At 33.9% G+C, this 23,481-nt stretch carries 18 protein-coding genes; 8 read left to right on the top strand and 10 right to left on the bottom strand.

Annotated elements, in window-relative coordinates:
* The first annotated feature begins 65 nt into the window (after positions 1-65).
* The gene (locus tag BC781_RS14825) at positions 66-1,394 is read left to right on the top strand and encodes a tetratricopeptide repeat protein (protein WP_109619099.1); all 1,329 of its coding nucleotides are present in this window, start codon (positions 66-68) and stop codon (positions 1,392-1,394) included.
* Positions 1,395-1,451: 57 nt separating this feature from the next.
* Here BC781_RS14825 and BC781_RS14830 read toward each other — a convergent pair whose 3' ends face one another.
* Positions 1,452-2,594, bottom strand: coding sequence for an acyl-CoA dehydrogenase (locus BC781_RS14830; protein WP_109619101.1), 1,143 nt, complete (start codon positions 2,592-2,594; stop codon positions 1,452-1,454).
* Between the two features lie 182 nt (positions 2,595-2,776).
* Complete coding sequence (locus BC781_RS14835; protein WP_109619103.1) at positions 2,777-3,427, bottom strand: Abi-alpha family protein; 651 nt, start codon at positions 3,425-3,427, stop codon at positions 2,777-2,779.
* 698 nt (positions 3,428-4,125) lie between these two features.
* Here BC781_RS14835 and BC781_RS14840 point away from each other — a divergent pair.
* On the top strand, positions 4,126-5,181 hold the full coding sequence (locus tag BC781_RS14840; RefSeq protein ID WP_109619105.1) for a cyanophycinase: 1,056 nt from the start codon (positions 4,126-4,128) through the stop codon (positions 5,179-5,181).
* Between the two features lie 52 nt (positions 5,182-5,233).
* On the opposite strand, the gene BC781_RS14845 is transcribed toward BC781_RS14840, so the two are convergent.
* From BC781_RS14845 to BC781_RS14875, 7 genes are all read right to left on the bottom strand, one after another.
* Positions 5,234-6,154 carry a hypothetical protein gene (locus BC781_RS14845; RefSeq protein WP_109619107.1) on the bottom strand — a complete coding sequence of 307 codons (921 nt, stop codon included), beginning with the start codon at positions 6,152-6,154 and terminating at the stop codon, positions 5,234-5,236.
* A gap of 4 nt (positions 6,155-6,158) precedes the next feature.
* Complete coding sequence (locus BC781_RS14850) at positions 6,159-6,548, bottom strand: ExbD/TolR family protein (RefSeq protein WP_109619109.1); 390 nt, start codon at positions 6,546-6,548, stop codon at positions 6,159-6,161.
* A gap of 16 nt (positions 6,549-6,564) precedes the next feature.
* Entirely contained in the window at positions 6,565-7,242 is a 678-nt protein-coding gene (locus BC781_RS14855) for a MotA/TolQ/ExbB proton channel family protein (protein WP_109619111.1), read from the bottom strand.
* Between the two features lie 80 nt (positions 7,243-7,322).
* On the bottom strand, positions 7,323-8,324 hold the full coding sequence (locus tag BC781_RS14860) for an SPOR domain-containing protein (RefSeq protein ID WP_109619113.1): 1,002 nt from the start codon (positions 8,322-8,324) through the stop codon (positions 7,323-7,325).
* A gap of 160 nt (positions 8,325-8,484) precedes the next feature.
* The gene (locus tag BC781_RS14865; RefSeq protein ID WP_109619115.1) at positions 8,485-10,146 is read right to left on the bottom strand and encodes a TonB-dependent receptor; all 1,662 of its coding nucleotides are present in this window, start codon (positions 10,144-10,146) and stop codon (positions 8,485-8,487) included.
* A 21-nt stretch (positions 10,147-10,167) separates the two neighbouring features.
* Positions 10,168-13,191 carry a tetratricopeptide repeat protein gene (locus BC781_RS14870; protein ID WP_109619118.1) on the bottom strand — a complete coding sequence of 1,008 codons (3,024 nt, stop codon included), beginning with the start codon at positions 13,189-13,191 and terminating at the stop codon, positions 10,168-10,170.
* 250 nt (positions 13,192-13,441) lie between these two features.
* Positions 13,442-15,079 carry an ABC-F family ATP-binding cassette domain-containing protein gene (locus BC781_RS14875; RefSeq protein WP_109619120.1) on the bottom strand — a complete coding sequence of 546 codons (1,638 nt, stop codon included), beginning with the start codon at positions 15,077-15,079 and terminating at the stop codon, positions 13,442-13,444.
* 436 nt (positions 15,080-15,515) lie between these two features.
* On the opposite strand from BC781_RS14875, the gene BC781_RS14880 reads away from it, so the two are divergent.
* From BC781_RS14880 to BC781_RS14905, 6 genes are all read left to right on the top strand, one after another.
* Positions 15,516-16,235 carry an SRPBCC family protein gene (locus BC781_RS14880; RefSeq protein WP_109619122.1) on the top strand — a complete coding sequence of 240 codons (720 nt, stop codon included), beginning with the start codon at positions 15,516-15,518 and terminating at the stop codon, positions 16,233-16,235.
* 17 nt (positions 16,236-16,252) lie between these two features.
* The gene (locus BC781_RS14885) at positions 16,253-17,077 is read left to right on the top strand and encodes an SDR family NAD(P)-dependent oxidoreductase (RefSeq protein ID WP_109619124.1); all 825 of its coding nucleotides are present in this window, start codon (positions 16,253-16,255) and stop codon (positions 17,075-17,077) included.
* On the top strand, positions 17,067-18,068 hold the full coding sequence (locus BC781_RS14890) for an NAD-dependent epimerase/dehydratase family protein (RefSeq protein WP_109619126.1): 1,002 nt from the start codon (positions 17,067-17,069) through the stop codon (positions 18,066-18,068). The genes BC781_RS14885 and BC781_RS14890 overlap by 11 nt, the downstream gene beginning before the upstream one ends.
* Positions 18,065-19,105, top strand: coding sequence for a sensor histidine kinase (locus BC781_RS14895; RefSeq protein WP_109619128.1), 1,041 nt, complete (start codon positions 18,065-18,067; stop codon positions 19,103-19,105). The genes BC781_RS14890 and BC781_RS14895 overlap by 4 nt, the downstream gene beginning before the upstream one ends.
* Complete coding sequence (locus tag BC781_RS14900; RefSeq protein WP_109619130.1) at positions 19,086-19,841, top strand: LytR/AlgR family response regulator transcription factor; 756 nt, start codon at positions 19,086-19,088, stop codon at positions 19,839-19,841. The genes BC781_RS14895 and BC781_RS14900 overlap by 20 nt, the downstream gene beginning before the upstream one ends.
* Positions 19,842-19,966: 125 nt before the next feature.
* Positions 19,967-20,794: a helix-turn-helix domain-containing protein gene (locus tag BC781_RS14905; RefSeq protein ID WP_109619132.1), complete on the top strand. Its 828-nt coding sequence runs from the start codon at positions 19,967-19,969 to the stop codon at positions 20,792-20,794.
* A 67-nt stretch (positions 20,795-20,861) separates the two neighbouring features.
* Here BC781_RS14905 and BC781_RS14910 read toward each other — a convergent pair whose 3' ends face one another.
* Complete coding sequence (locus BC781_RS14910; RefSeq protein WP_109619134.1) at positions 20,862-23,222, bottom strand: type IA DNA topoisomerase; 2,361 nt, start codon at positions 23,220-23,222, stop codon at positions 20,862-20,864.
* Positions 23,223-23,481: the final 259 nt, after the last annotated feature.

The raw sequence follows: 23,481 nt of genomic DNA on the forward strand, positions 1-23,481 counted from the left end.
TAAAGACTTATAGTAAGAAGAATCTTATTTTTTAAATCATTTGGTATACTAAGATTGAAATACTAATGAGAAAATTTCTTATTTCAACACTACTTTTATTAACGATTCATCTTTCATATGCTCAAACTACAATTGAGCGCTTTCTTTACCTCTCAGATTCTTTAGTAGCTGAAGGAGGATTAGAGCAAGCTTTGATTATGCTTGATCAAGCAGAACGTCAAGATGCTAAAAACCCTGAGGTAGATTATAAGCGAGCAGGGATTTATCTTACTAAAAATAAAAAAGAAGAGGCAATAGCCCTCTTTGAAAAGTCATTGACTAAAGATCCCTTATTCTCTCCATCATATGAGCAACTAGCAAATATTTATATTGGAGAAGAAAAGAATGCAGAAGCTATTCTTGTATATGAAAAGGCTTTAAATAACTTTAGTGATCCCGCAGAGAAATTATTGTTTCAGCTTCAGATAATTGAATTGTATATCTCAGAAGCTAGGTTACAAGAAGCTTTTGCTCACGTGAAGGAAGTAAAAGCAATAATGGGAGAGTCTTTTGATATAAATTATTATGAAGCTAGATATTACAATCATATGGGAGATTATGATTTGGCGGAAGAAAAAATGCTAGCAATCATAAATGAAATTGATCCATCTCCAGGAAATGAAAAGTTTTTCTATGAACTAGCTTTTGCTCAACTTCATCTTGGAAAGTATAATGAGATGAAGCAATACTTGAAAGTAGCCAACACTCCTGAGTTTGCTTATAATCTTGAAATGTTTAGGCCTGAGTATTATTTCAATATGGCTAATGCATACTTTACAATTATGGATTATGAAGCTTGTGAGGAGAGTATTAATAAGTGTTTGGGTATAAATCCTAAGTTTACTCAAGCTTATGAGTTAAAGAAGAAACTTTTAGGAATCAGAGCGAATAAAAGCACTGTAATTGAAGTTAAGACGAAGCAATTAGAAACAATTTCAGAACCTCAACGCAAAACAGCTGCTCTAATGGATTTAGCTTTAATGAATTATAAAGCTAAAGAATATGAAATGGCACTGATGCATATTAATGAATTACTTTCTATTCCGATTAATATTAGAAATGTAAAAGCTTATTACTTGAAAGCAATTTGTGAGTTTAAATATTCTGATGAGGAAATGGGAGAGGCTTACGATATTTTAACTAAGCTGATATATAACCCTAAGACTCCAGCAATACAGAAGACACGTTTTGCATTGATTGTTGGACGAACACTAAATAAAGGAAAGTACTTTAAAGAATCTGCTGAATTCTTGAGAATGGCAAATATTGGAGAGTTCAAAGAAATAGCAGCTTATGAATACGAGGAGATGCTTAAACATAAAGCAATTGTCGAATTTGAGAGCATGAAAAAATAATCAAAATTAAAGGGATCTAAATTTAGATCCCTTTTTTATTTTTATCAGAATTAATTACTAGTCTTTAAGAAGTCCTCTTGAAATTACTATTTTTTGAATTTCTGATGTTCCTTCATAAATCTGAGTGATTTTTGCATCTCTCATCAAACGTTCTACATGGTATTCTTTTACGTATCCATAACCACCATGAATTTGAACGGCTTCGGTAGTTACTTCCATCGCTACTTCAGAAGCATAAAGTTTTGCCATTGCTGATGCATGAGAATAATCTTTGCCTTGATCCTTCAACCATGCAGCTTTATAAACTAACATTCTAGCAGCTTCAATTTTAGTCTCCATATCAGCAAGCTTGAATGCAATAGCTTGATGTTCGCAGATTGCTTTCCCAAAAGTTTTTCTTTCTTTAGAATATTTTACTGCAAACTCTAAAGCACCAGCTGCAATACCTAGAGCTTGAGCAGCAATCCCAATTCTACCTCCATTTAGTGTTCCCATAGCAAACTTGAACCCGAAACCATCTTCTCCAACGCGGTTTGCTTTAGGTACTTTTACATCTGTAAAACTCAAGGCATGTGTATCAGAAGCTCTAATACCCATTTTGTCTTCTTTTTTTCCGACTACAAAGCCTTCCATTCCACGCTCAACGATCAAACAGTTGATTCCTCTATGTCCTTTTGAACGGTCTGTTTGAGCAATAACAAGGTAAACACTTGCAGAACTACCATTTGTAATCCAGTTTTTATTACCATTCAATAAGTAATAATCTCCCATGTCAATGGCCTCTGTGTGTTGCGATGTTGCATCACTACCGGCTTCTGGTTCTGAAAGACAGAATGCACCAATTTGTTCTCCTGTAGCTAGTTTTGTGAGATATTTCTGTTTTTGTTCTTCAGAGCCATACTTTTCAAGGCCCCAAGCTACCAAAGAGTTATTTACAGACATGAGAACAGAGGATGACGCATCTACTTTAGAGATTTCCTCCATTGCTAGTACGTATGATAGTGTATCCATTCCACTTCCGTTGTAGTCTGGAGAAATCATCATACCTAAAAATCCTAATTCACCCATTTTCTGGATTAAGGCAGGGTTATTTTGTTGAGCATTATCTCGTTCAATGATTCCTGGCAATAAGTCATTTTGAGCAAAGTCACGAGCAGCTTCTTGAACAGCTAAGTGTTCTTCAGTCAGTTGAAAGTTCATAGTGCAAAAATTTAGTGTTGTTTTTGGTAATCATATTGTGTTTGATTTATACGTAAAGTATAAATCTGTGTTTTTATCAATTATAGCTCACAAACGGAGTCTTTATACTAAAAATAGGTATAATAAAATCTAAAAAACATATAAATGTAATAATTACATTTGTATATAAAAAGAACTAAGTCTTAAACAGTATGTTGGCTGGATACCCAAAAAATTTCAGGTAAAAAGGAAAAAGCTAATGGACTTAACTCTATCAGCTTAGAAGGTTCTAAATAGATCTTATTTGAATGCTGTAATTCTTCCAAGTCTCTTTTTTCTAAGATGATATTCTTTTGCTCAATTAATTGCTGACTTTTTAATAGTGCAATCATAGCTGTAGAATCACTAAAACTGAGGTTAGCTTGTTGCTTCCCAATCTGAATTACATATTCTTCTTTAAATGATAATGTAGGGTGACTAGCTTCTTGGACAGACAATTCGTATAGTTTTTTTAGAATAGCCAATGCTGAAATAGGAAGTTGACTTAAAATTCTACAATAATAGTCATGAATTTTGCAGGTGTTCTGATAGTCTACAGCATTGATAAATAGGTGAGACCAAACTAATTGATGATTAGGGTCTGAGATATATTTGCATGAATCAAGAAACAGGTAAAGAAAGCTAGGGCTGATTTTTTTTAGGTGAAGTTTTCTTTCATTAATTATTTCTAAAGAATTCTTAAGAATATGTAACTGGTTTGTTGCTTTCCACGTTTGATTCTTAGAAATATCGAATGAAAATTCGTTATCAGTTAATTGTGAAAGTAAGTTAGTGATTTGCTGTTTGACATTCATAAGGTGAATCATGCTTAGGACTAAAAATTATCTCAACCTTAAAACATTAAAGCTATGTTCGAAATATTTGGTTTAATATCTGGTGTATTATTAATATTCTTAGCTTCAAATTTTCAATGTAAAAATAGATCGAAAAAGGCTTTAAAACCTATTCCTGTAAGAGTGAGATCTAACAATCGACCATAATTTACTTGATCTACTGTATAAAACAATATTTATATGTCGAATATTTAAATAATTCAATTTTGTACAGTAGAATCTAGCTTTCTAAAATATTAATTTTACTTTATTGTATATATATGATAATCAACAATAAGTTTCTGTATAGAAACATTATTGTTGTTTTTTTTATTGAAATTTTTTAACTTCCATTAATAAGATTTTTATTTTATCCTATCTTTTAATGAAAACTATTGCCAGTACTATGCATCCTATGACTTATACCTCGAACTTAGTTAGAGGTAAAAAGATCAGTCTGCGCAATTTACAACCTATCTTTGACTGTTGATTTAGTTTTAATCTTTTCAACTATTCTACCCCCTTATTTTTTTAGTATTATCTATCTATTAAGACTTTTAATAGAATAGCTCTTCTATTTTTTTGATTAAGGTGCTTACTTTAATTTTCGGAAAGAAAGTTAAAGCTGGGTTTAAATTGCCTTTTTCTAAAACATCTTTTTACTCAAATTAACTAAGAACATGAAACTGAGAAAGTTTTTATACATCATCTCTTTACTATCTATTTCAATTGTAGGTTGTGAAAAGCAATCTGAAGAAGAACAAAGTTCAAGTGAAAGGAGAGGAGGTTCTCCAAAAATGTACCTGACAGGAAGCTCAAGTGATGTCCAAACAAATTCAAAATTTGGTATTGCTTTAATGGGGGGAGCAGATGCAAATACCATCGCCGAACAACGTGCATTCGAGTTTTTGGTTGATCAATCAAATGGTGGTGATGTTGTTGTGTTACGTTCATCTGGTACAGATGGCTACAACAGCTTCATATATAATGATATTGGAGGCGTGAACTCTGTGAGAACTTTTGTCATCACTAAAAGAAGTCAAGCAAGTCATAGTTCTTTGATCACAGCAGTCAACAATGCTGAAATTATTTTTATGACTGGTGGTAACCAAGATGATTATGTGTCTTATTGGAAAGACACAGATCTAGAAACAGCTATTAATAACGCTGTAAACTTCAATGGTGCTTCTATAGGGGGTACAAGTGCTGGACTTGCTATTTTGGGTGAATTGTATTATTCAGCAGCAAATGGTACTGTCTATTCAGATGAAGCATTAGATGACCCTTATGATACTTACATGGCAGGTTTGGGAGATCGTTTTCTTGATGTAGATTACATGGATAATGTGATTACTGACACACACTACAACGAAAGAGATCGTCAAGGACGTCATTTTACTTTTATGGCTAGAATGGTGAAAGACTTTGGCGTTTCAGCATCTAACATTAAAGGTATTGGCGTTGATGAAGCAACTTCGGTTACAGTTGATCACAATGGTTATGCTAAAGTTTATGGAAGTGGAGATGCTTATTTCTTACGAGGTCAAGGAAAAACACCTGAAACGTGTAAGTCAGGAACAAGATTGACTTGGAATGATGGAGGACAAGCTGTAAAAGCAAATGTGTTGAGAGGTACAAACTCGGGTTCTAATGAATTTGATATGGTTAATTGGTCAACCAATGATGGTTCTGTAGAATATTGGAGTGCGAATAATGGTAATTTTGTGAGGAACTAATCAACTCACTCCTTAAAAAGAAGCCTTATCAGTTTAACTGATAAGGCTTTTATTATTTTGTTGTAATGATAAATGTAATCCGTCCTGATGTTGTGCTGTTTACATCAGCATCTTGGTCTGTTGGTTCAAAGAGTAATTGATAAACAGCCTCTTTGTATTTCTGCTCAGTAGATTTAGAAACAGTACTGGTTACTGTTTTAACACTGATTACTTCGCCTACATCATCAATTGTAATATCAAAGATTACTTTTCCTGTTTCTGAAGAAGAATCGGATACTTTGGGTTTATCCATCCACATCCAACCAGGCATATCAAGGTTTGAACCACCTTTTCCTCCACTAGAATTTAAAAGTGCATCAGCATTAATTTCACCTTTTTCATTCCCTTGATCACCTGTAGCTCCTTCTACATTACCCTGATTTACATTTTCTTTAGAATTTTCACCTTCTTTATTTCCACTGCTAGAAGGAACTAAAAGAGAATTTTCATCAACAGTAGGGCTTGTTTCCTCTTGAGATGGCTGTTCTGTTTGAACATTTTCACTTGCAGATTCTTCAGTAATAATATCATCGCTTGCCGTGACATCACTTTCAGAATTTTCTACATTTTCTGAAATTAATTCCTCTTGCGCTACTTCTTCATTTTCTGCTGCATCATCTTGAGTAATTTGTTCAGATTCTTCAAACTCTTCCATCGCTTCTTGAAGCTCTTCGTCACTTAATTCATCTGATTCGCTTTCCTCATTTTCCAATGTTTCTGAGGGAGTTTCATCCTTTGAGTTTTGTGTAAGACCTTCTCCAGTATCATCTACTCCAAAATTCATTTCAATCCCAAGTTCTTGTTCTTGGTTTTGAATTGTTGAATGAATCATAGTATAAGCTAATGCAACTATAAATCCGATGTGAAGTATGCTTGCTAAAACAAAAGCGATAGCTCGATTTCTCTTATACTGTTTTTGATTATCATTTGCCATACTATTATTGTTTTTGAGTGGCAACTGAAACTTTAGCATTTAGCTTTGATGCAGTACTTGCAACTTTTACTAAATATTCAACAGGGACATCTTTATCTACAAATAAGGTAACACTTCCATTTTTAGATGGTAGAATTTCTTTTAGCTTATCCTCAATTCTAGATTCAGCTGTCGGGACTTCGTTGACGTAGTACTGAAGATCTTTTGTAATTGTAACCTTTACTTTTGTTACTTCTTTCTGACTATTTGCACTCTTTGGTAAAGAGATTGGAAGTCCAGTTGGAGTTGCAAAGTTTGAAGTCAGCATAAAGAAGATAAGAAGAAGGAATACAATATCCGTCATAGAAGACATGTTGAATGACGGGTCAATTTTATTTTTTGCTTGTATCGCCATAGTATCTTCTATAAATTTATACTCTTTCTGCTTTTTTAGGATTTGGTTGTTGTAGTAGATCGATGAATTCGATACTTGTCACCTCCATTTGGTGTACAACTTCAGCGACCTGTCTAACTAAGTAGTTATATGTGATGTAAGCTAAAATACCTACAATTAGTCCACCAGCTGTTGTAACCATTGCTTCATAGATACCTGTAGAAAGTAATTGGGCATCTACAGCACCTTGTTCAATACCTGCAAGTGATCTGAATGCGGTAATCATACCAATTACAGTTCCTAAGAAACCAATCATTGGAGCAGCCCCAGAAATCGTACCCAGAACTCCAACATGTTTTTCTAAGTTGTAAAGTTCAATCTTACCTACATTTTCAATGGCAACTTCTATGTTTTTTAGTGGAGAACCAATGTGTTTTACACCTGCTTTAAGCATTTTAGCCATTGGAGTACCATCTTCATTACAAAGGTCTATAGCTCTTTGCATATCTCCTTGTAACACCGCTGATTTTACATTTTTAAGCAACTCTTTTGGTGATTTTTTAGCTTTTTTGATCGTTAAATATCTTTCAATAAATACAAAAGTACCCCAGAAACAAAGTATCAAAAGTACGATCATTGTTACACCACCTTTCATCACCAAGTCTAATGCAGACTGGTCTGGTACAACTGCTTGTGTGATTTCTAAAAGTTTCATTTCTATTGATTGTCAGTAGGATAAAATAAACCGCAAACCAAACAATATTGATTTGCGGTTCCATAAAGATTATTTAGTAATTAGTTTTTCCAAACCCAACTTCCTGGGAATGATGAATTCACTTTTTCTTGAAGTGATTTGGCTTCTGATTTATTGTTAAACCCATCTAAAGCCACTCTGTATTTTGTAGGAGTACGAATGATTTGTGCATTAGTATATCCATCTTTTTTAAAACCTCTTACACTTTTCTTAGCATTTTCAAGGTTTGAGAATGAAGATACAATGACATAATACTGCCCTGTTTTTTCTTCTAAAACTCCAGCATATGAAGTTTTTGATTTAGTGGTTTTAGAAGTAGTTGTTGCTTTTTTAACAGGCTTCTCTTCGACTTTAGTCTCTTCTACAACAGGTGTTGAAACATTCTCTTCTAAATCGACAGGTCCGCTTAATTCTTCTTCTTGTATGATATCAGTATTTGCTTCCTCTACTTTATCAGTTACTTTTTCCTCTTCTTGAGCTACTGTTTGTGTAGTAGAAGAATCTTGAGTCATAAAATAATATGCTCCACCACCTCCAACAACTACAAGAATTAGACCTACTAATAATAGCGCTTTTAGTGTCGTATTTCCTTTGTTAGCAGAGGAATCATCATCTTCTTGATCATCAATTATTGGTGATGCATTTATTTTAGGCAGTCCAAAACTTTCAGGATTAATATTTACTTCATCAAATTGATTGAATGAAATCAGTCCATTATCTTTTGTGAAATAACCTAAACCTTCGATTTCTGCAATTCCTTCAGCATTCAATGTTTGCTTTATTGTACTTACATAAAGCTGAACTTCAGTTGCAATATCTATTTCGTCTTCTCCTGTTTTCTTTTCAATGTAAGAAGCTATAGAGTGGTTAACCTGTTCTTGAAAGTCCTCTTCAAAAATAATAGCTTCATCTGGTGGAGATATTAAATTCCCTGAATCGCTCATATCAGCATTATGTGATGTAGAACGAAATGTTCCTAATTGTGGAATTACGGCTATCTTATTTTCTTCTAGCTGCTGTTTTATATACTTATGGACTTTCATTTCTTGTGAATTTACCCCGAAAAAAGTTTATTGTTATGTAAATAATAAGGATGACTAAAATAACATTTAGGCCTTCTAAATACCAAAATAAGCGTATTCTTCAGTGAATTAATAAAATTTTTAATCAAAAAATATTTAAAATTTTATATTTCTCTGACGATTAAAAATTTATACTAGCTCCTAACATGACGTTAAAACCTAACTGCTCATAATTATAGAAATATTCGTATTTCTGGCCTGTAATATTATTTAATTGAATATATGCTGCAAGCTGTTCATTCAATTGATAGTCTGTTCTTAGAAATAGATCAAAAATAGGGTCTAAAGTCACGGTGCTTTGATCTATATCTTTTGCCTTAATTCCTGTGTATAGGTAAGCTCCTGTTGCAAGAGTGAAGTTCTTTATTCCTTTATATTGAAGTTGGAAATTCCCTTCAAACTCTGGTCTGTGCCAAGCTTCACCAATATCTTCACCTACAGCATAACTATTATATTTAAAGTCAGCAGATGCTACGAGGTCTTTCTGAAGTTTTGAGTTAAGACCTATAGTGATATAAGTTACACCTGTGTTTTCATCTGAATAAAGAATGTCAAAGGTATTTTGAGAATCAGGGTTGTTTAAATAGAATCCCATATTTTTGAAAAGCCCATAACCCAATCCTAGTCTAAAGTTTGAATGCTGCCAAGGTGAAAAGTTAGTCCCAATTTCAGCTTGTAAGACTTTATTCTCATTGATGACATTTACATTATTGTGTATAAATGGATTAAAGTTAGAAACAGTTCTAAGGTTAATTTCATTTAGATCACCCTCAATTTTTCCATCAAAAAAGACTTGTTCATTCAATTGATATTTGGCAGAAATATCTGGGTAGATGTTGAAGGTACGAACTTGGCTGAGTGTATCCATGTCATAAACAATTCGTCCTCCAATGTGGTAAGACAGTTGTTTACTTTCTTTTTCAAAAGCCAAAGAAGCTCTTACATATCCTTTATTTCTATCCCAACTTTCATTTTTGAAATTATTGATGTTGAAATCTACTCCACCGACTACTTTACTATCTTTTGAGAGTTTATATCCTCCATACAACCCCAAATTCATGTAGAGTTCTTCACTATTGTACTGATCACTTAATGAGAACAGATCAATAGAAGGGATTACTTGCCATTCATCTTTTGCAGAATTAAGTTCATAGCTAGCAGAGAAGTCAAAATGGTTGTATGATTGCTTGATATCATCCTTGTTTACATTCGCTAACTCCTCGTCAGATAAACCATAGAAATGAACAGTTCTTTGGTTGTAAGAAGTATTTACTTTAAGAAGATCATTCCCGAAGTAAATATTTCCGAATGCTCCAATTGAGTTTCTATTACCACTTGATAAGCTACCTTCTACAGGTCCTTGGTATAAGCCATTGTGTAAAAACTGACCTCCTACTTGAACATTTTCATTCAAGTATTGCTGATAGAAAATATCTGCTTTTGTAGCTAAGGGAAATCCTAAACCTACCTCAGCTCTTCCTCCATCAGCATTGAAGCTGCTAATTTCTGGAGTTATGGTATAAGCTTGTTGTTCTACCGCAAGAGGTTGTAGGCTTATAGGCAATAATTTTAGTTCATATACTTGTGGCTTAGTTTCTTCAACTCTCTTTTTCTTAACCATTTTGTCCATTGGTTTTTGGACTTGAGGAAGAACTAAATCCGAAGACTTTTCAATGATAATTTCGGCATCATCCAATTGACTCCCTTGCTCTTGTGCAAATGCAAGCGAAGGAAACATGAATAAAGCAGAATAGATATATAGTTTATGAAATTTGGTTTTCATGTCAATAATGGTTGATCGTCCTTAATTTGAAGCTTCTTGTACATTCGTAGAGTCCATAGTTTCTACGGAAGTTTGCTGTTGGAGAGTGTCAGCTTCTATTTTTTTGGTTTTCTCTTCTAACCAGTCCAAACGTTCTTGAGCTTTTACTTTTACAGTTTCATCCGTACTGTACTCAGCAATTGACTTTAAGGTTGCTTTGGCTTGGAAGAAGTTCTCCAAGTCGATATAGTTTTCAGCAATTAATAAATATGCTTTATAAAGCCATTTTGTGTAAGACTCGTATTTTCTACGGATAGAAATTAATTCCTCAGTACTTTCTTCAAACTTTTCTTGTTCTCGGAGTGCTTGACCAATTAAGAATTGAGCCTCTGCACCATACATGTTTTCAGAAATGGTAGTTACTTTCTGCAATTGCTCGATGGCTTTTTGATGCTTATGCTGCTTAAGGTATGTTTTTCCAATATACAGTTCCGCTTCCATTGCATATCTATTTCCACCTTGTTCAATAAGTGCATTGGCGTAAGTGTCAGTAGCTACATAATCTTCAATGATAAAAGCGGTTTGCATCAATCCGCGATAAGCTAAAAGTTTATATCTTTTATTAGTTGTGATACGATTCAATTCTTTAAATGAATTGAAGGCTTTTGCATATTCGCCTAATCTTTGTTCTACCTCTGCAAGGTTTCTCAACGCTTTTTCTTTGAAGGTATTCGAGTTGATCGTCCTAAATGCACTTGCCGCATTGTTATAATCTTTCGTCAGTTTATAAGCTACTCCAAGTGTATAATTGGCTTCATCAAGTAGGGCAGAAGTTGGATTTTTTTCAATGAATTCATTCAACTTTGAAATTGCTTGAACATAGTTTTCATTGGCGAATGGTTTTTTGGCCTGTTCAAATTCTGCTTGTACAATTGCTAAACTTTCAGGGTTCGCTTTAGAAAAAATCTCTTTATAATTCTGCAGGTCATTCACTTTCATACCTGAACCATTGATATCTTCTAATTGACGAATAGCATTTTCAGCAAATTGACCAGAAGGTTCCTTTTCAATAAGTGCTTTAAAATTATCCGCGGCAGCTTTTAAATCACCAGCAGCTTTGTAAGCTAATGCTCTTTTGTTGTAAGCGTAAAGGTTTAGAGGGCTTTCAGGGTATTCTTCGATAAGTGTGCTAAAATATGAAGCAGCTCTTCCAAACTCATTTCTGTCAGAATACATTATACCCAATTGATACAATGATTTATCTCGGTAAACAGAGCTTTTGTAGGAATAAATAACTACCTCAAAATTCTCTTTAGCATCTTTGAAGTGGTCTGAGAAACGATTTGCAATCCCTTTTTGATAAGCGATATAATCAATCTCTGCGGAACCGTTGGAAATAGATAAGTCAAAAGTTTCTAAGGCTTTTTCATAATCTTTTTCAGCCAAATAACAGTCGGCTAATCTGACTAAAGCATCAGCTAAAGTAGCTCTAGTCGTTCCTTTCCCATTTCTTAAAAACTGTTTGAAATAAGTCTTTGCTTGTTCGTATTCTTTAGAGTTGAAATAAGAATAAGCTGTACCATAAAGAGCATCAGTAGATTTATCAGAACTTTTGCTAACTCTAGCGTAATTTTGAATTGCTTTAGAATACTCTTTGTTTGAAGCAAAAATTTCTCCCTTCCAGAAATAGGCTTCATTCTTCAGTTGTCTGTCATAAGGATACTCCAAAGATTTGCTCAGCATATGTAGTGCTTCAGATGTTTTACCATCATTGAAATCTTGAACAGCCTTATTAAATGCAATTTCTTGATAAGCTTCTTTAATCTGCTGATTCTTAGTTTTGATTTTTTCAATATGCTCTAAAGCCTTGTTATAATCTCCTGTGTTAAGGTAGGCTGTTGTAGAGATATTGTAAATATCTTGGAGGTGCTCACCTTCTTTGAAATTGCTAAAGTAATAATCGCAACTTGTGATTGCACTTTGGTAATCCTTTACATCCAAAGAAACTCTAGCCAAATAATAAGCTGCATTCTCTCGGATATTTTGATCATGCTCTAAGGTTCGAGCTTTATTAAAGGCAGCAATTGCCAATTGTTTATTTTTGATCGAGATATGAGCAATTCCTAAATAGTATGCCGCATTTTGTGCTAATTGGTCTTCACCATCTGCGGCTTTGTTTAGATTTGGAATAGCCTCAACTTCGTATCCTATTTTAAATTGAGAGTAGCCAAGTCTAAAGTATTGCTCGCGAGTTAACTTTGAAGATGAGTCTGCGTATTTTTTAAAAGATTCAGCAGCTTTCTCATAATCTTTTTTATGGAAATAGGCTTCGCCTAAAAGCAGGCTCTGAACACTTGTTAGCTCAGATTTATCTGTTAGAAATGTTATCGTTTTATTATATTCCTCTCTGTTGTTATAGATTTCAGGAATATGCTCATTACATTTTTCGGTATATTGTTTATCCTTTAAAGCTTTTTCGAAGTTCTTTAGAGCTTCGTCAAACTTTTTATTTTTTAGTGCAATAAAACCAGCATAATAATATGCTTGTAATTGATATGGATTATCGCTTTTCTTAAGTTTTTCAAAAATGTTTCTAGCTTCTTTATCCTTGCCGATCACAAAAGCGGAATAGGCTTTCATATAATCAGACTCAACTTTATGTTCAGAATAAATATCTAAACGGGGTTTAGCTTTAAGATATTTGGAAGCTTGGAAATAGTCCTCTTTTCCAAAAAGATTTTTTGCTAAATAGAAGTTAGCTTCTGCTTTCTTATTGTGAAAAGGATTATTCTCTATCCATTTCAATAATCCGGAAGAATCATCTAAGTTTTCATCATTTAGTTTGCAAACAGCTAGGTAGAAGTCTGCATTTATTTTTTTATCATTAAAAAGATCTTTTTCTATCGAAGAAAATTCTTTCTGGGCAAGAGCATATTTTTCATCTTCAAAATGAAGTACAGCTTCTTGATAAATTTGATTTTGGTTTTTATCTGATATTGATTGTTGTGCTAAGGCAGCGTTTGCAGAAACGGCTAGGAGACCTATCAGAAGTTTATGTTTCGCCATAGTTTTTCGGAAGTAAAAATGTATTTATTCAAATCTCACCTTGAATAATGGCATAAAGATGACACTTTAAATTACAAGCTAGGTGAAAAGGAATCGTTATTTAACAATTCTTATCTAATGAAATAATTTGGTTCAGATTGTCACTTGAAATTGCTAGATCAAGTATGCAAATAGCGTTTTCAATAACTAGACCAAAAAAAAGAGCTTACTTTTCTATGAGTAAGCTCTTTATAATATTTTGTGATTTTTTTTAAGCTTTTCGCTCAATTTCCTTTAGGTTATCCATTTTCTTCATTTCAAGGAATGAATAGATATCTCCTAAATGTTCTTTCACTTTTTGATTTCCAAATTCATAAACCTTATCAACCAATCCATCTAAGAAATCACGATCGTGAGATACAAGGATGATCGTTCCATCGAAGTCTTTTAGAGCTTGTTTTAAGATATCCTTGGTTTTCATATCCAAGTGGTTGGTAGGCTCATCAAGAATCAACAAGTTCACAGGCTCTAGCAAGAGTTTAATCATTGCTAAACGTGTTTTCTCTCCTCCAGAAAGGACTTTTACTTTCTTAGTAGATGCCTCGCCTCCAAACATAAATGCACCAAGAATATCCTTGATACTTGTACGGATATCCCCAACGGCTACATCATCAATTGTTTGGAATACGGTAAGGCTCTCATCCAATAAAGAAGCTTGGTTTTGGGCAAAATATCCAATCTGAACATTGTGTCCTGTGTTCAACTCACCTTCAAAGTCTATCTCACTCATGATGGCTTTCACAAGCGTAGATTTACCTTCTCCATTTCGACCGACAAAAGCTACTTTTTCACCTCTTTTGATCGCGAAGTGAGCATCTTTGAAGACTAAGTGATCTCCATAGCTTTTGGTTACTTCATTTACTACCACAGGGTAATCACCGGAACGAGGAGCAGGAGGGAACTTCAAGTTCAATGCTGAAGTATCTTCTTCATCTACTTCTACGAGTTGCAGTTTTTCTAACATTTTTACACGAGACTGCACTTGAAGGGTTTTCGAGTAGGTTCCTTTGAAACGCTCGATAAACTCTTTCGTCTCTGCAATCATTTTTTGCTGTTCTTCGTATTGCTTCTTTTGTTGTTCTCTACGTTCTTGACGCAATACCAAGTAATCAGAATACTTTGCTTTGTAATCGTAGATACGTCCCATCGTAACTTCAATGGTACGTGTTGTGATGTTATCTACAAAAGCTCTATCGTGTGAGATGACCACAACTGCTTTTCCACTATTGATCAAGAAATCTTCGAGCCATTGGATTGATTCAATATCAATGTGGTTGGTTGGCTCATCCAATAGAATAAGGTCAGGGTCTTGAAGAAGAATCTTTGCCAACTCGATACGCATACGCCATCCACCACTAAATTCTGAGGTAGCTCTGGTGAAGTCTGTACGTTCGAAACCCAATCCTATCAATACTTTTTCAACTTCTGCATCGTAGTTGATCTCTTCAATGGAATAGAACTTTTCACTAAGTGTAGAAACCTTTTCAATCAATTTCATATACTCATCCGATTCGTAATCGGTACGAGTTTCTAATTCTTTATTGATCGAATTGATCTCTTCTTCCATTTTATGGATGTGTGCAAAGGCTTGAGAAGTCTCCTCGAAAACGGTACGATTATCTTCTGTAAGCAAGTGCTGAGGTAAGTATGCAATCACTTTATCTTTCGGACAACTTATTCGTCCTGATGAAGGCGATTGAACTCCTGCCATAATCTTCATCAATGTTGATTTACCTGCTCCATTTTTTCCCATAAGAGCAATACGGTCTTTTTCATTGATGACAAATGAAATATTCTCAAATAGTGTATTCCCACTAAAGCTAACGCCTAATCCTTCTACTGAAATCATGCTTCTTTCTACTGATAAACTACAAAAGTAAGGATCTCTTTTGGAAGTTCATGAACATCGAAAGGAAAATCAACTTTCAGAATATGAATGAATATCATTTGTACATATCATATTATTATATTTAACAGAATGCGAAACGATATAAATATTTGCTAACAACTTCCAATCATATTAGAACTAGAAAAATCTATTAATGTGTTCTAACGATAAAATACTTCATTTTATCATGATAAAATATAATCAAACAGAGTAGGGGTTTGTAATAATTGAAACTACTTAAGAATAGAAACTGATAATAGACACATATAAAGAAATGGATCAGATTAGGGAAAAATATAATTACGTTTTAATATATTTTTTTGACAGAATAACGGCTTATCTGACAGTTTGCATTTTTATTCTATTCTGTAGGAGCTGTATTAAATACTTTTGTGCTATGATATTGACACCATTACAACAAAAGCCTATTCATGATACTCTCAAAATTTTCTTACTTACCGTTTTCTTGAGTCTGATATTTTACCCGAACACTGTGTCTGCTCAGAAAACCCTTGAAAAGACAAATTGGGAAGTCGCAAAAGTTAAAGAAGGAATTCAGATTGAATACCGTTGGCTCACATTAGAGGATGGATTCAAGACAAGAGAGTTGAAAGTGAGTTTAGAAACACAAGCTAGCATCGTTGAACTTATATATTGTCTGAGTGATGTTACTGAGCTTAGAAATTGGAAAATAGGTTCAAAAGAAACTGATGTATTAGCCTCAGATCATGAAAAATGGATTTTGTATAGCGTTTATAATATTCCGTTTCCCTTTAATCAGCAAGATCTAATAACATCCTATACAATTGAAGAGAAGTCAAATACTTTTACAAGGATAGAGGGTAATGCTAGTCCAAAATATTTGGCTGAGAAGAAAGGAATTATTCGACAACAAAAATATCATGAAGTATGGCAATTGAAAGAAGAATCATTGGCTAAAACTTCTGTAGTTTTTACTTCTATAGCTCCAACAGATCCTTTATTGCCTCGCTTTATTCAAGACCGATTTATTCAACCGATTTTAATTTCATCTTTTTCAAAACTACGTGAAAGAGCCGAATTAAAGTACAAAGAGGATAAAGTGCTGGAAAGTATCTATGCGGAATTAATCGACTAACAAATAATCTATAAATCATGAAACAGATATACCACCAAACTTACACTGTCATTACTGGAGCAAGTCAAGGATTAGGGAAGGCTTTAGCTTACAAGTGTGCACAATACCATCGGAATTTGATACTTATTTCACTACCAAATGAAGGAATTGAAAGTCTAGGCAAAGCGATTAAATCAACCCATAAAGTGAATGTCAAAACGTATGAATTAGATTTAGTGAAAGAAGAGTTACTGAATGAGTTGATCAGGTCGATAAGTGAAAGTTATAAGGTTGATATGCTCATTAATAATGCTGGGGTTGGAGGAACAAAGCGATTTTCTGATGCAACAGAAAAGTATATCGATAATATAATTTCAATAAACATTCGTGCCTTAGTTATCTTAACAAGAGGATTTTTACCACTCTTGGAGCAAAATCAGAAGGCTTATATTTTGAATATTTCGAGTTTAGCTTCTTTTGGGGCGATGCCCTTCAAAACAATTTACCCTGCCTCAAAAGCTTTTGTGCGGTCTTTTTCTGTGGGTCTGGCTACCGAATTGGAAGATAAAAATATTCAAGTAAGTGTAGCATATCCTGGAGGAATGCCTACAAACAAAGAAGTAACAGATCGAATAAATACTCATAATGATTTTGTGAAATCAACGATACTTAGTGCGGAAGAGGTTGCAGAGATTTGTATGCGAGAAGTCTTTGAAGGAAAAACAGAAATAATACCTGGAGCAATGAGTAAATTGAGTCGATTATTTTTTATGTTTTGTCCATCTTTTCTTAGACTTAAAATGTTTAAGAAAAACGTTTTAAGAGAAATTCAACAACAAGAAATTTCTAATTATGCTTCATAAAAAACAAAGAGTTTTAGTGACTGGTGCCAATGGATTTCTTGGTGCTAACATTATTCAACAGTTACAAGATATGGAGCAATATCAAGCTGTTGCTATGGTTCGAAAAGGCTGTAATATGTTGGCTTTAGATGGACTGGCTTTTGAAATTTATGAAGGAGAAATTACCAGTTTAAAAGATTTAGAAAGCATCATCTCTACCTGTGATTTCGTGATTCATGTAGCAGCTCTTACAAAGCCAAATGAAAATGATTTCTCAGTATATCAAAAAATAAATGTTGAGACGACTTCTAACATTATAAATTTATGTCTGAAATATAAAGTCAAGAGGCTAGTTTTTGTAAGTACTGCAAACTGTTTTACAAATGGAAGTTTAGATCAACCCGGTGATGAAGCCAAAGGGTTTATGAGTTGGCTCAAAAGTTCAAACTATGCTTATAGTAAACACCTTGCCCAAGAGAATGTATTAAATGCTGTAAGAGATGACAACTTGGATGCAACGATAGTAGCACCAACATTTATGATTGGAGAAAGAGATGCAGGTCCTTCTAGCGGTGTATTATTATTGTATGGTTTAAAAAAGTCAATCGTATTTTATCCTCCTGGAGGTAAAAGTTTTGTTTCAGTAACTGAAGTTGCAAAATCTTCCATAAAAGCACTGAAAGTAGGTAAAGCAGGAGAAAGCTATCTTCTTTCTGGAAAAAATTTAACTTATCACTCTTTCTTCAAGGAAATAGGGGCGTTATCAGGGGAAAAGAAGCTAATGATACCTATTCCTAGATTTCTCTTTGTTTTTCTGATGCTAATGGCAAATGCTTTTGAAGCTCTCACGAATAAAAGAACCGTTTTTAACTCATCTAATATCAAGTTACTTTTTCTTGATAACTATTTCTCAAATGAGAAAGCAAAGAAAGCTTTAGGAATGAAGGATACAGACTTGAGTGTTAGTCTAAAAGAAGGAATCAGTTGGTATAAGAGAAATTCATATGTATGATATTTAAAAGTCCTTTTCTTGTACGGCTAGTCGTTGTTTTCCTCCTTCATCTAATTGTTAAAGGCTTTGATGAGACTTTTGAAATTGGAACAGAATTAACCCTGAGGGGTATTTTGTATTCCACCTATGCCATTTCTTATTGGATGGTTGTGTGGTATGTAGTTGAGTTTTTAAATCGCCAATTCAAAATTAAAAATCTTACCTCTAAGGCTTTCATGAATTGGGGTATGGCCTTATTTTTTGGGGCTATCTATGACCGCATTTATTATTATGCAGATACCTATTTTTATCAAAATCATGAAACATGGTCAGGAATGGAGCACTTTAATCCAATTCTAACTATAGCTCTATCTATTTTTTACATGTTGGTTTACGGGATTAGTGAGGTAATTCATAAAGATAATTTGTTGAGAGAAGAACAGCTCAGAGTAAAAGAACTTGAAAAGCAAAATATTGAAAATCAGTTTTTAGCCTTAAAAAGACAAATCGAACCACATTTCTTATTCAATAGTTTAAGCGTTTTATCAGGTTTAGTTTATACAGATCAAGATTTAGCTTCGGAATTTATTGTCAAGTTATCTAAGATTCTACGTTATATCATCGAACAGAATGAAAAGACCTTAGTCTTACTTGAAGATGAAATACAGGTTGTAAATGATTATTTCTTTTTGTTAGAAACAAGATTTAAAAAGTCCATTGAATTGGATATCCAGTTACAGCAAAATACGCTAATGAAGTTCTATGTTTCTCCAACTGCAATTCAAGGTCTAATTGAAAATGCAGTTAAACATAATCGAATGAGTGAAACAAATCCCCTTAGAGTAGTAGTACTAGAGAATACTGAAAATATAATCGTACGTAACAAACTTAATCGAAAGGACTACCAAATTAATTCTACAAAAGAAGGTCTAAAAAACTTGAAGCAGAAGTATCATCTTTTGGCAAAACGAGAAGTTCAAGTGATTGAAGAAGAGAATATGTTTACAGTCAAAATCCCTTTACTATCAAAGCAAGTTTATGAACGTTTTAATCATTGAAGATGAGTTTCATACTTCTGAAAGGTTAAGTCATCTGATACAATCTTACGATTCCTCCATTCAAATTTTGCAAAAGCTTTCTTCTGTTTCTGAAAGTATAAAGTGGCTGAGTTCGCATAAATCTCCTGATCTCATCTTTCAAGATATCGAACTCAGCGATGGAAATTGTTTTGATATTTACCAATCTGTAGAAGTAAAAGTACCAATTGTATTTACAACTGCTTTTAGCGAATACGCTCTTAAAGCTTTTCAGCTTAATAGTATTGATTATATCGTAAAGCCTTACGATGCTACTGATATAAAAAGAGTTTTGGATAAATATTCATCTATGAAAGCAGCTTTTGCACCACTCGATCAGGGTATGCTAAAAGATATGCTGATGGAGAAAACTCCGACTGTAAAAAATAGGTTCTTAGTGAGAATTGGAGATCAGTATAAAACTGTAGCTGTAGAAGAAATTAGTTTTATTCGATATGAAGAGGGAGTGAATTTTATTTATCTATTCAACAATGAGAAATACCCAATAGATAATTCATTAACCGAACTGGAGAGTCAGTTAAATCAGTCTTTGTTTTTTAGAATTAATCGGAAATATATCATCAATATAAATGCTATTAAGAAAATTGATAACTGGTTCAATAGCCGTATTAAATTAGAATTAGCACCCAATCCAAATGATGATATCATAATCAGTCGAGAAAGAATGAAAAACTTTAAAAAGTGGCTTGATACCTAATTGATGATTAGTATTTATTTAGCAGACTACACTCCATATCTTTTATTTTTTTTGGATATTGAACTTTCACACTTGTCTAAGAATCATTTGAAGACTTTTTGTGTGTTGGTAAAAAGAGTGGGAGTATGTTAGATGTAAAAGATAAAATCGAAAGAAATCAATTACTAAAAGTAGAAGCTTTTCGAAAAAATGTAAGGGTCACAAAGGCGCATAAACATAACAACTACTTTGAATTGGTTTTACTGACAAAAGGAAGTGGATTTCATACAATTGATGAAGAACAGATCGATATACAGACACCTATTGCTTTTTGTATTCAGAAAGATCAATCACATTTTTGGGATATGGATTCAGAGCCAGAAGGTTTTGTGTTAATCTTGAGGAATGATTTTCTTTTAGAAAGTAATGATAAACCTCTGATTGATTTCTTTTACCAACTTTCAGAACAAAGCCATTTACATCTCAAATCTTCAGAGACGATCAGTCTTATCTTTGAAGCATTGATTCAAGAATGTAGCCACGATTTTCTAAATTATTTTGTGATAGAAGGTTTACTAAAAGCTCTTTTTTCTAAGCTTATACAAAATCTTACTAGTCTTAATAAGAAAGATCAAGGTGCTTTAAACGCTAAGCATAATAATTTGTATCAATCATTTTTGGGGATTCTAAATCAAGATTTGAATGTAGATCGAAATGTTGCTTTTTATGCAGATAAATTAAACACTAGTCCTCAGAATCTTAATGCAATTTGCCGTAAGCATGAAAATAAATCAGCTAAGGAAGTCATTTCTTTTTTTATGATTAAGGAAGCCAAAAGACTGCTGAGGTATACGAATGAGACAGTCAGTGAAATCGCTTTTCATTTAGGGTTTAAAGATCCGTCACATTTTGTGAAGTACTTTAAAAGATCAGAGGAAGTGACACCAAAAGCATTTAGAGAACTTAATAGATAGATTTATCTACTTAAATAATTAAAATGAAAATCCCCAAGCTTAAGTAATTCAAGCTTGGGGATTTTTATTAATTGTCTTCAACAAATTGCGGTGTTTTATTCGGGTCAAGAATGATTTTCGCATTTATTTTTTGACCATCACCTTTGTCAAAGCCCTTGATTAAAGGTGTCTGACCTTTCTGTATTAATTGTTTGAGTTGGTTTTCAGAAAGTGTTTTGTTGAAGAAAGTGAAAGGCACTTTAAAATTGCAACCTTCTTTCCATTGGCTACAGCCATATGCCGCTTTTCCTTTGAGTAATTTCCCTATTCCACACTTAGGGCAGATGAGAGGAGCATCTTCTTGGATAGTCAGTTCGGGAGAGAAGTTGTCATTCAAAATGACACTAGCCGAGATTGTTTTCCCATCCTTCTTAAATCCTTTGATGACAGGTGTTTTTCCTTTCAGAATTAAGGATTCCAATTGCTTATCTGTCAATTTTTTCCCTTCAATTTCAAAAGCTAAAGTGAAATCACAGCTTTTGTCTTTAAATCCTGTACAACCATAAGCCGCTTTTCCTTTAATCATCTCATGATTTTTACACTTCGGACAGGTAAGAGCTTTAGCTTTTGGACTAGCTTTTTTCTTAGGCTTTTCCGTTTTCTCCTCTGCTGATGCAATAGTGAAATTAGCTTGCTTGTATTTCACAAAGTTTACAATGCTTGTTACCATATCTTTCAATTCAGTCATGAACTGATCGATTTGATATTCTCCATCTTCAATTTTGCGAAGTTTACTTTCCCACTGGCCAGTAAGTTCTGCCGACTTGAGAAGGTCATTCTGAATCGTATGAATCAATTGTTGACCTGTAGGAGTAGGCTCAATCGATTTACGTACTTTTCTAATATATTTACGTCTGAAAAGTGTTTCAATAATGTTTGCTCGGGTAGAAGGACGACCAATTCCATTCTCTTTCATCAGAGAACGTAATTCTTCATCATCAACCTGTTTACCCGCTGTTTCCATTGCTCTCAGAAGAGTAGCTTCTGTAAAAGGTTTTGGCGGTTTTGTTTCTTTCTCGTCAAGCTGAGGTTCATGAGGTCCACTTTCCCCTTTTTGAAATTCAGGGAGAATTTGTTCCTCATCTTTATCATTCTTCTTTTTCTCTTTCGGAAATAAAACTCTCCACCCCGGATCAAGAATTTGTTTACCTGTAGCTTTAAAATCAATTTCTTCTACTTTACCCAATACCTCTGTTTTAGAAACAAGACAGTCTGGATAGAAAGCTGCCAAGAATCTTAAAGCAACAATATTATAAACAGCTTGCTCTTGTTGCGAAAGACTTCTCGGAGTTATTTTGGTAGGGATGATTGCATGGTGATCGGTCACTTTTTTATCATCAAATACCTTTTTTGACTTTCGTATTGGCTTACCAAGTAGTGGAGCAACTTGTTGCTGATAAGCAGTCATTGACTTCAGAATACTTGGGATTTCCTTGTATTGATCGTTCGGTAGGTGAGTGGTATCAACTCTCGGGTAGGTTAAGAATTTTTTCTCATAAAGTGTCTGAGCTGTTTTAAGGGTCTGATCTGCTGATAAGCCCAACTTTTTGTTACACTCAACCTGTAAAGATGTTAAGTCCAAAAGTGGAGGGGGAAGTTCCTTTCCTTTCTTTTTGGAGAAATCTTCAACGGTAAAAGGTTTATTTGCAATCGTCTTAATTGCTTCTTCTCCTTTTTCTTTGACTTTAAATCGACCTTGCTTTGCCGAGAATAGAACGTCTTTGTATTTCGTTTTTAATTCCCAATATTTCTCGGGTTTAAAGTTCTGAATCTCTTCATAACGATTTACGATCATGGCAAGGGTAGGTGTCTGAACTCTACCGATGGAAAGCATCTGTTTAAATCCACCAAATTTTACAGTGTAAAGCCTAGTCGCATTGATACCTAAAAGCCAATCTCCGATAGCTCTTGAGCTACCAGCAGCAAATAGTTGGTCAAATTCTGTGCTTTCTTTCAAGTTTTGAAAACCTGCTCGGATCGCCTCATCAGTCAATGATGAAATCCAAAGTCTTTTGGTGGGCTTGTTATATTTTGCTTTTGCTAAAACCCAACGCTGTATAACTTCTCCTTCTTGCCCAGCATCACCACAGTTTATGACTTCTGAAGCACTTTGTAAAAGACGTTCAATAGTGTTGAACTGTTTTCTAACTCCGTCATCATCGATTAGCTTAATTGCAAAACGTACAGGAATAATTGGAAGGGTTGTTAAGTCCCAACGTTTTAGCGTCTGATCGTAATCATGAGGTTCTTTTAGGGTACACAGATGCCCGAATGTCCAAGTTACTTGGTAGCCATTCCCTTCAAAGTATCCATCTCTACGCTGTTTAGCGCCTATGACTTGAGCGATCTCTTTCGCAACACTCGGTTTCTCTGCAATACAAACTCTCATAAGTCGAAATATAATAAAAAAAGGAATGTTTAGCAGTCTGAGAGCCTATATTGCTGTTAGGAATTTAAGTGTTGATCAAACTTTTTAACTGAAAATGAGTTCTAAAGTGAGTCGAAAAAAAATACTAAAAATTGTTTTTCAACCGAAAAGTCACGGATCCAACTTGAATTAACATAAATTAAAATGTGATTTTTTATTAAGATTTATTCCAAATACAATTTCAATTCTTAAATTTGACATCTTACTTAAAATAAGTCTA

The organism is Sediminitomix flava, from assembly GCF_003149185.1.
In the GTDB taxonomy this organism is placed as follows: domain Bacteria; phylum Bacteroidota; class Bacteroidia; order Cytophagales; family Flammeovirgaceae; genus Sediminitomix; species Sediminitomix flava.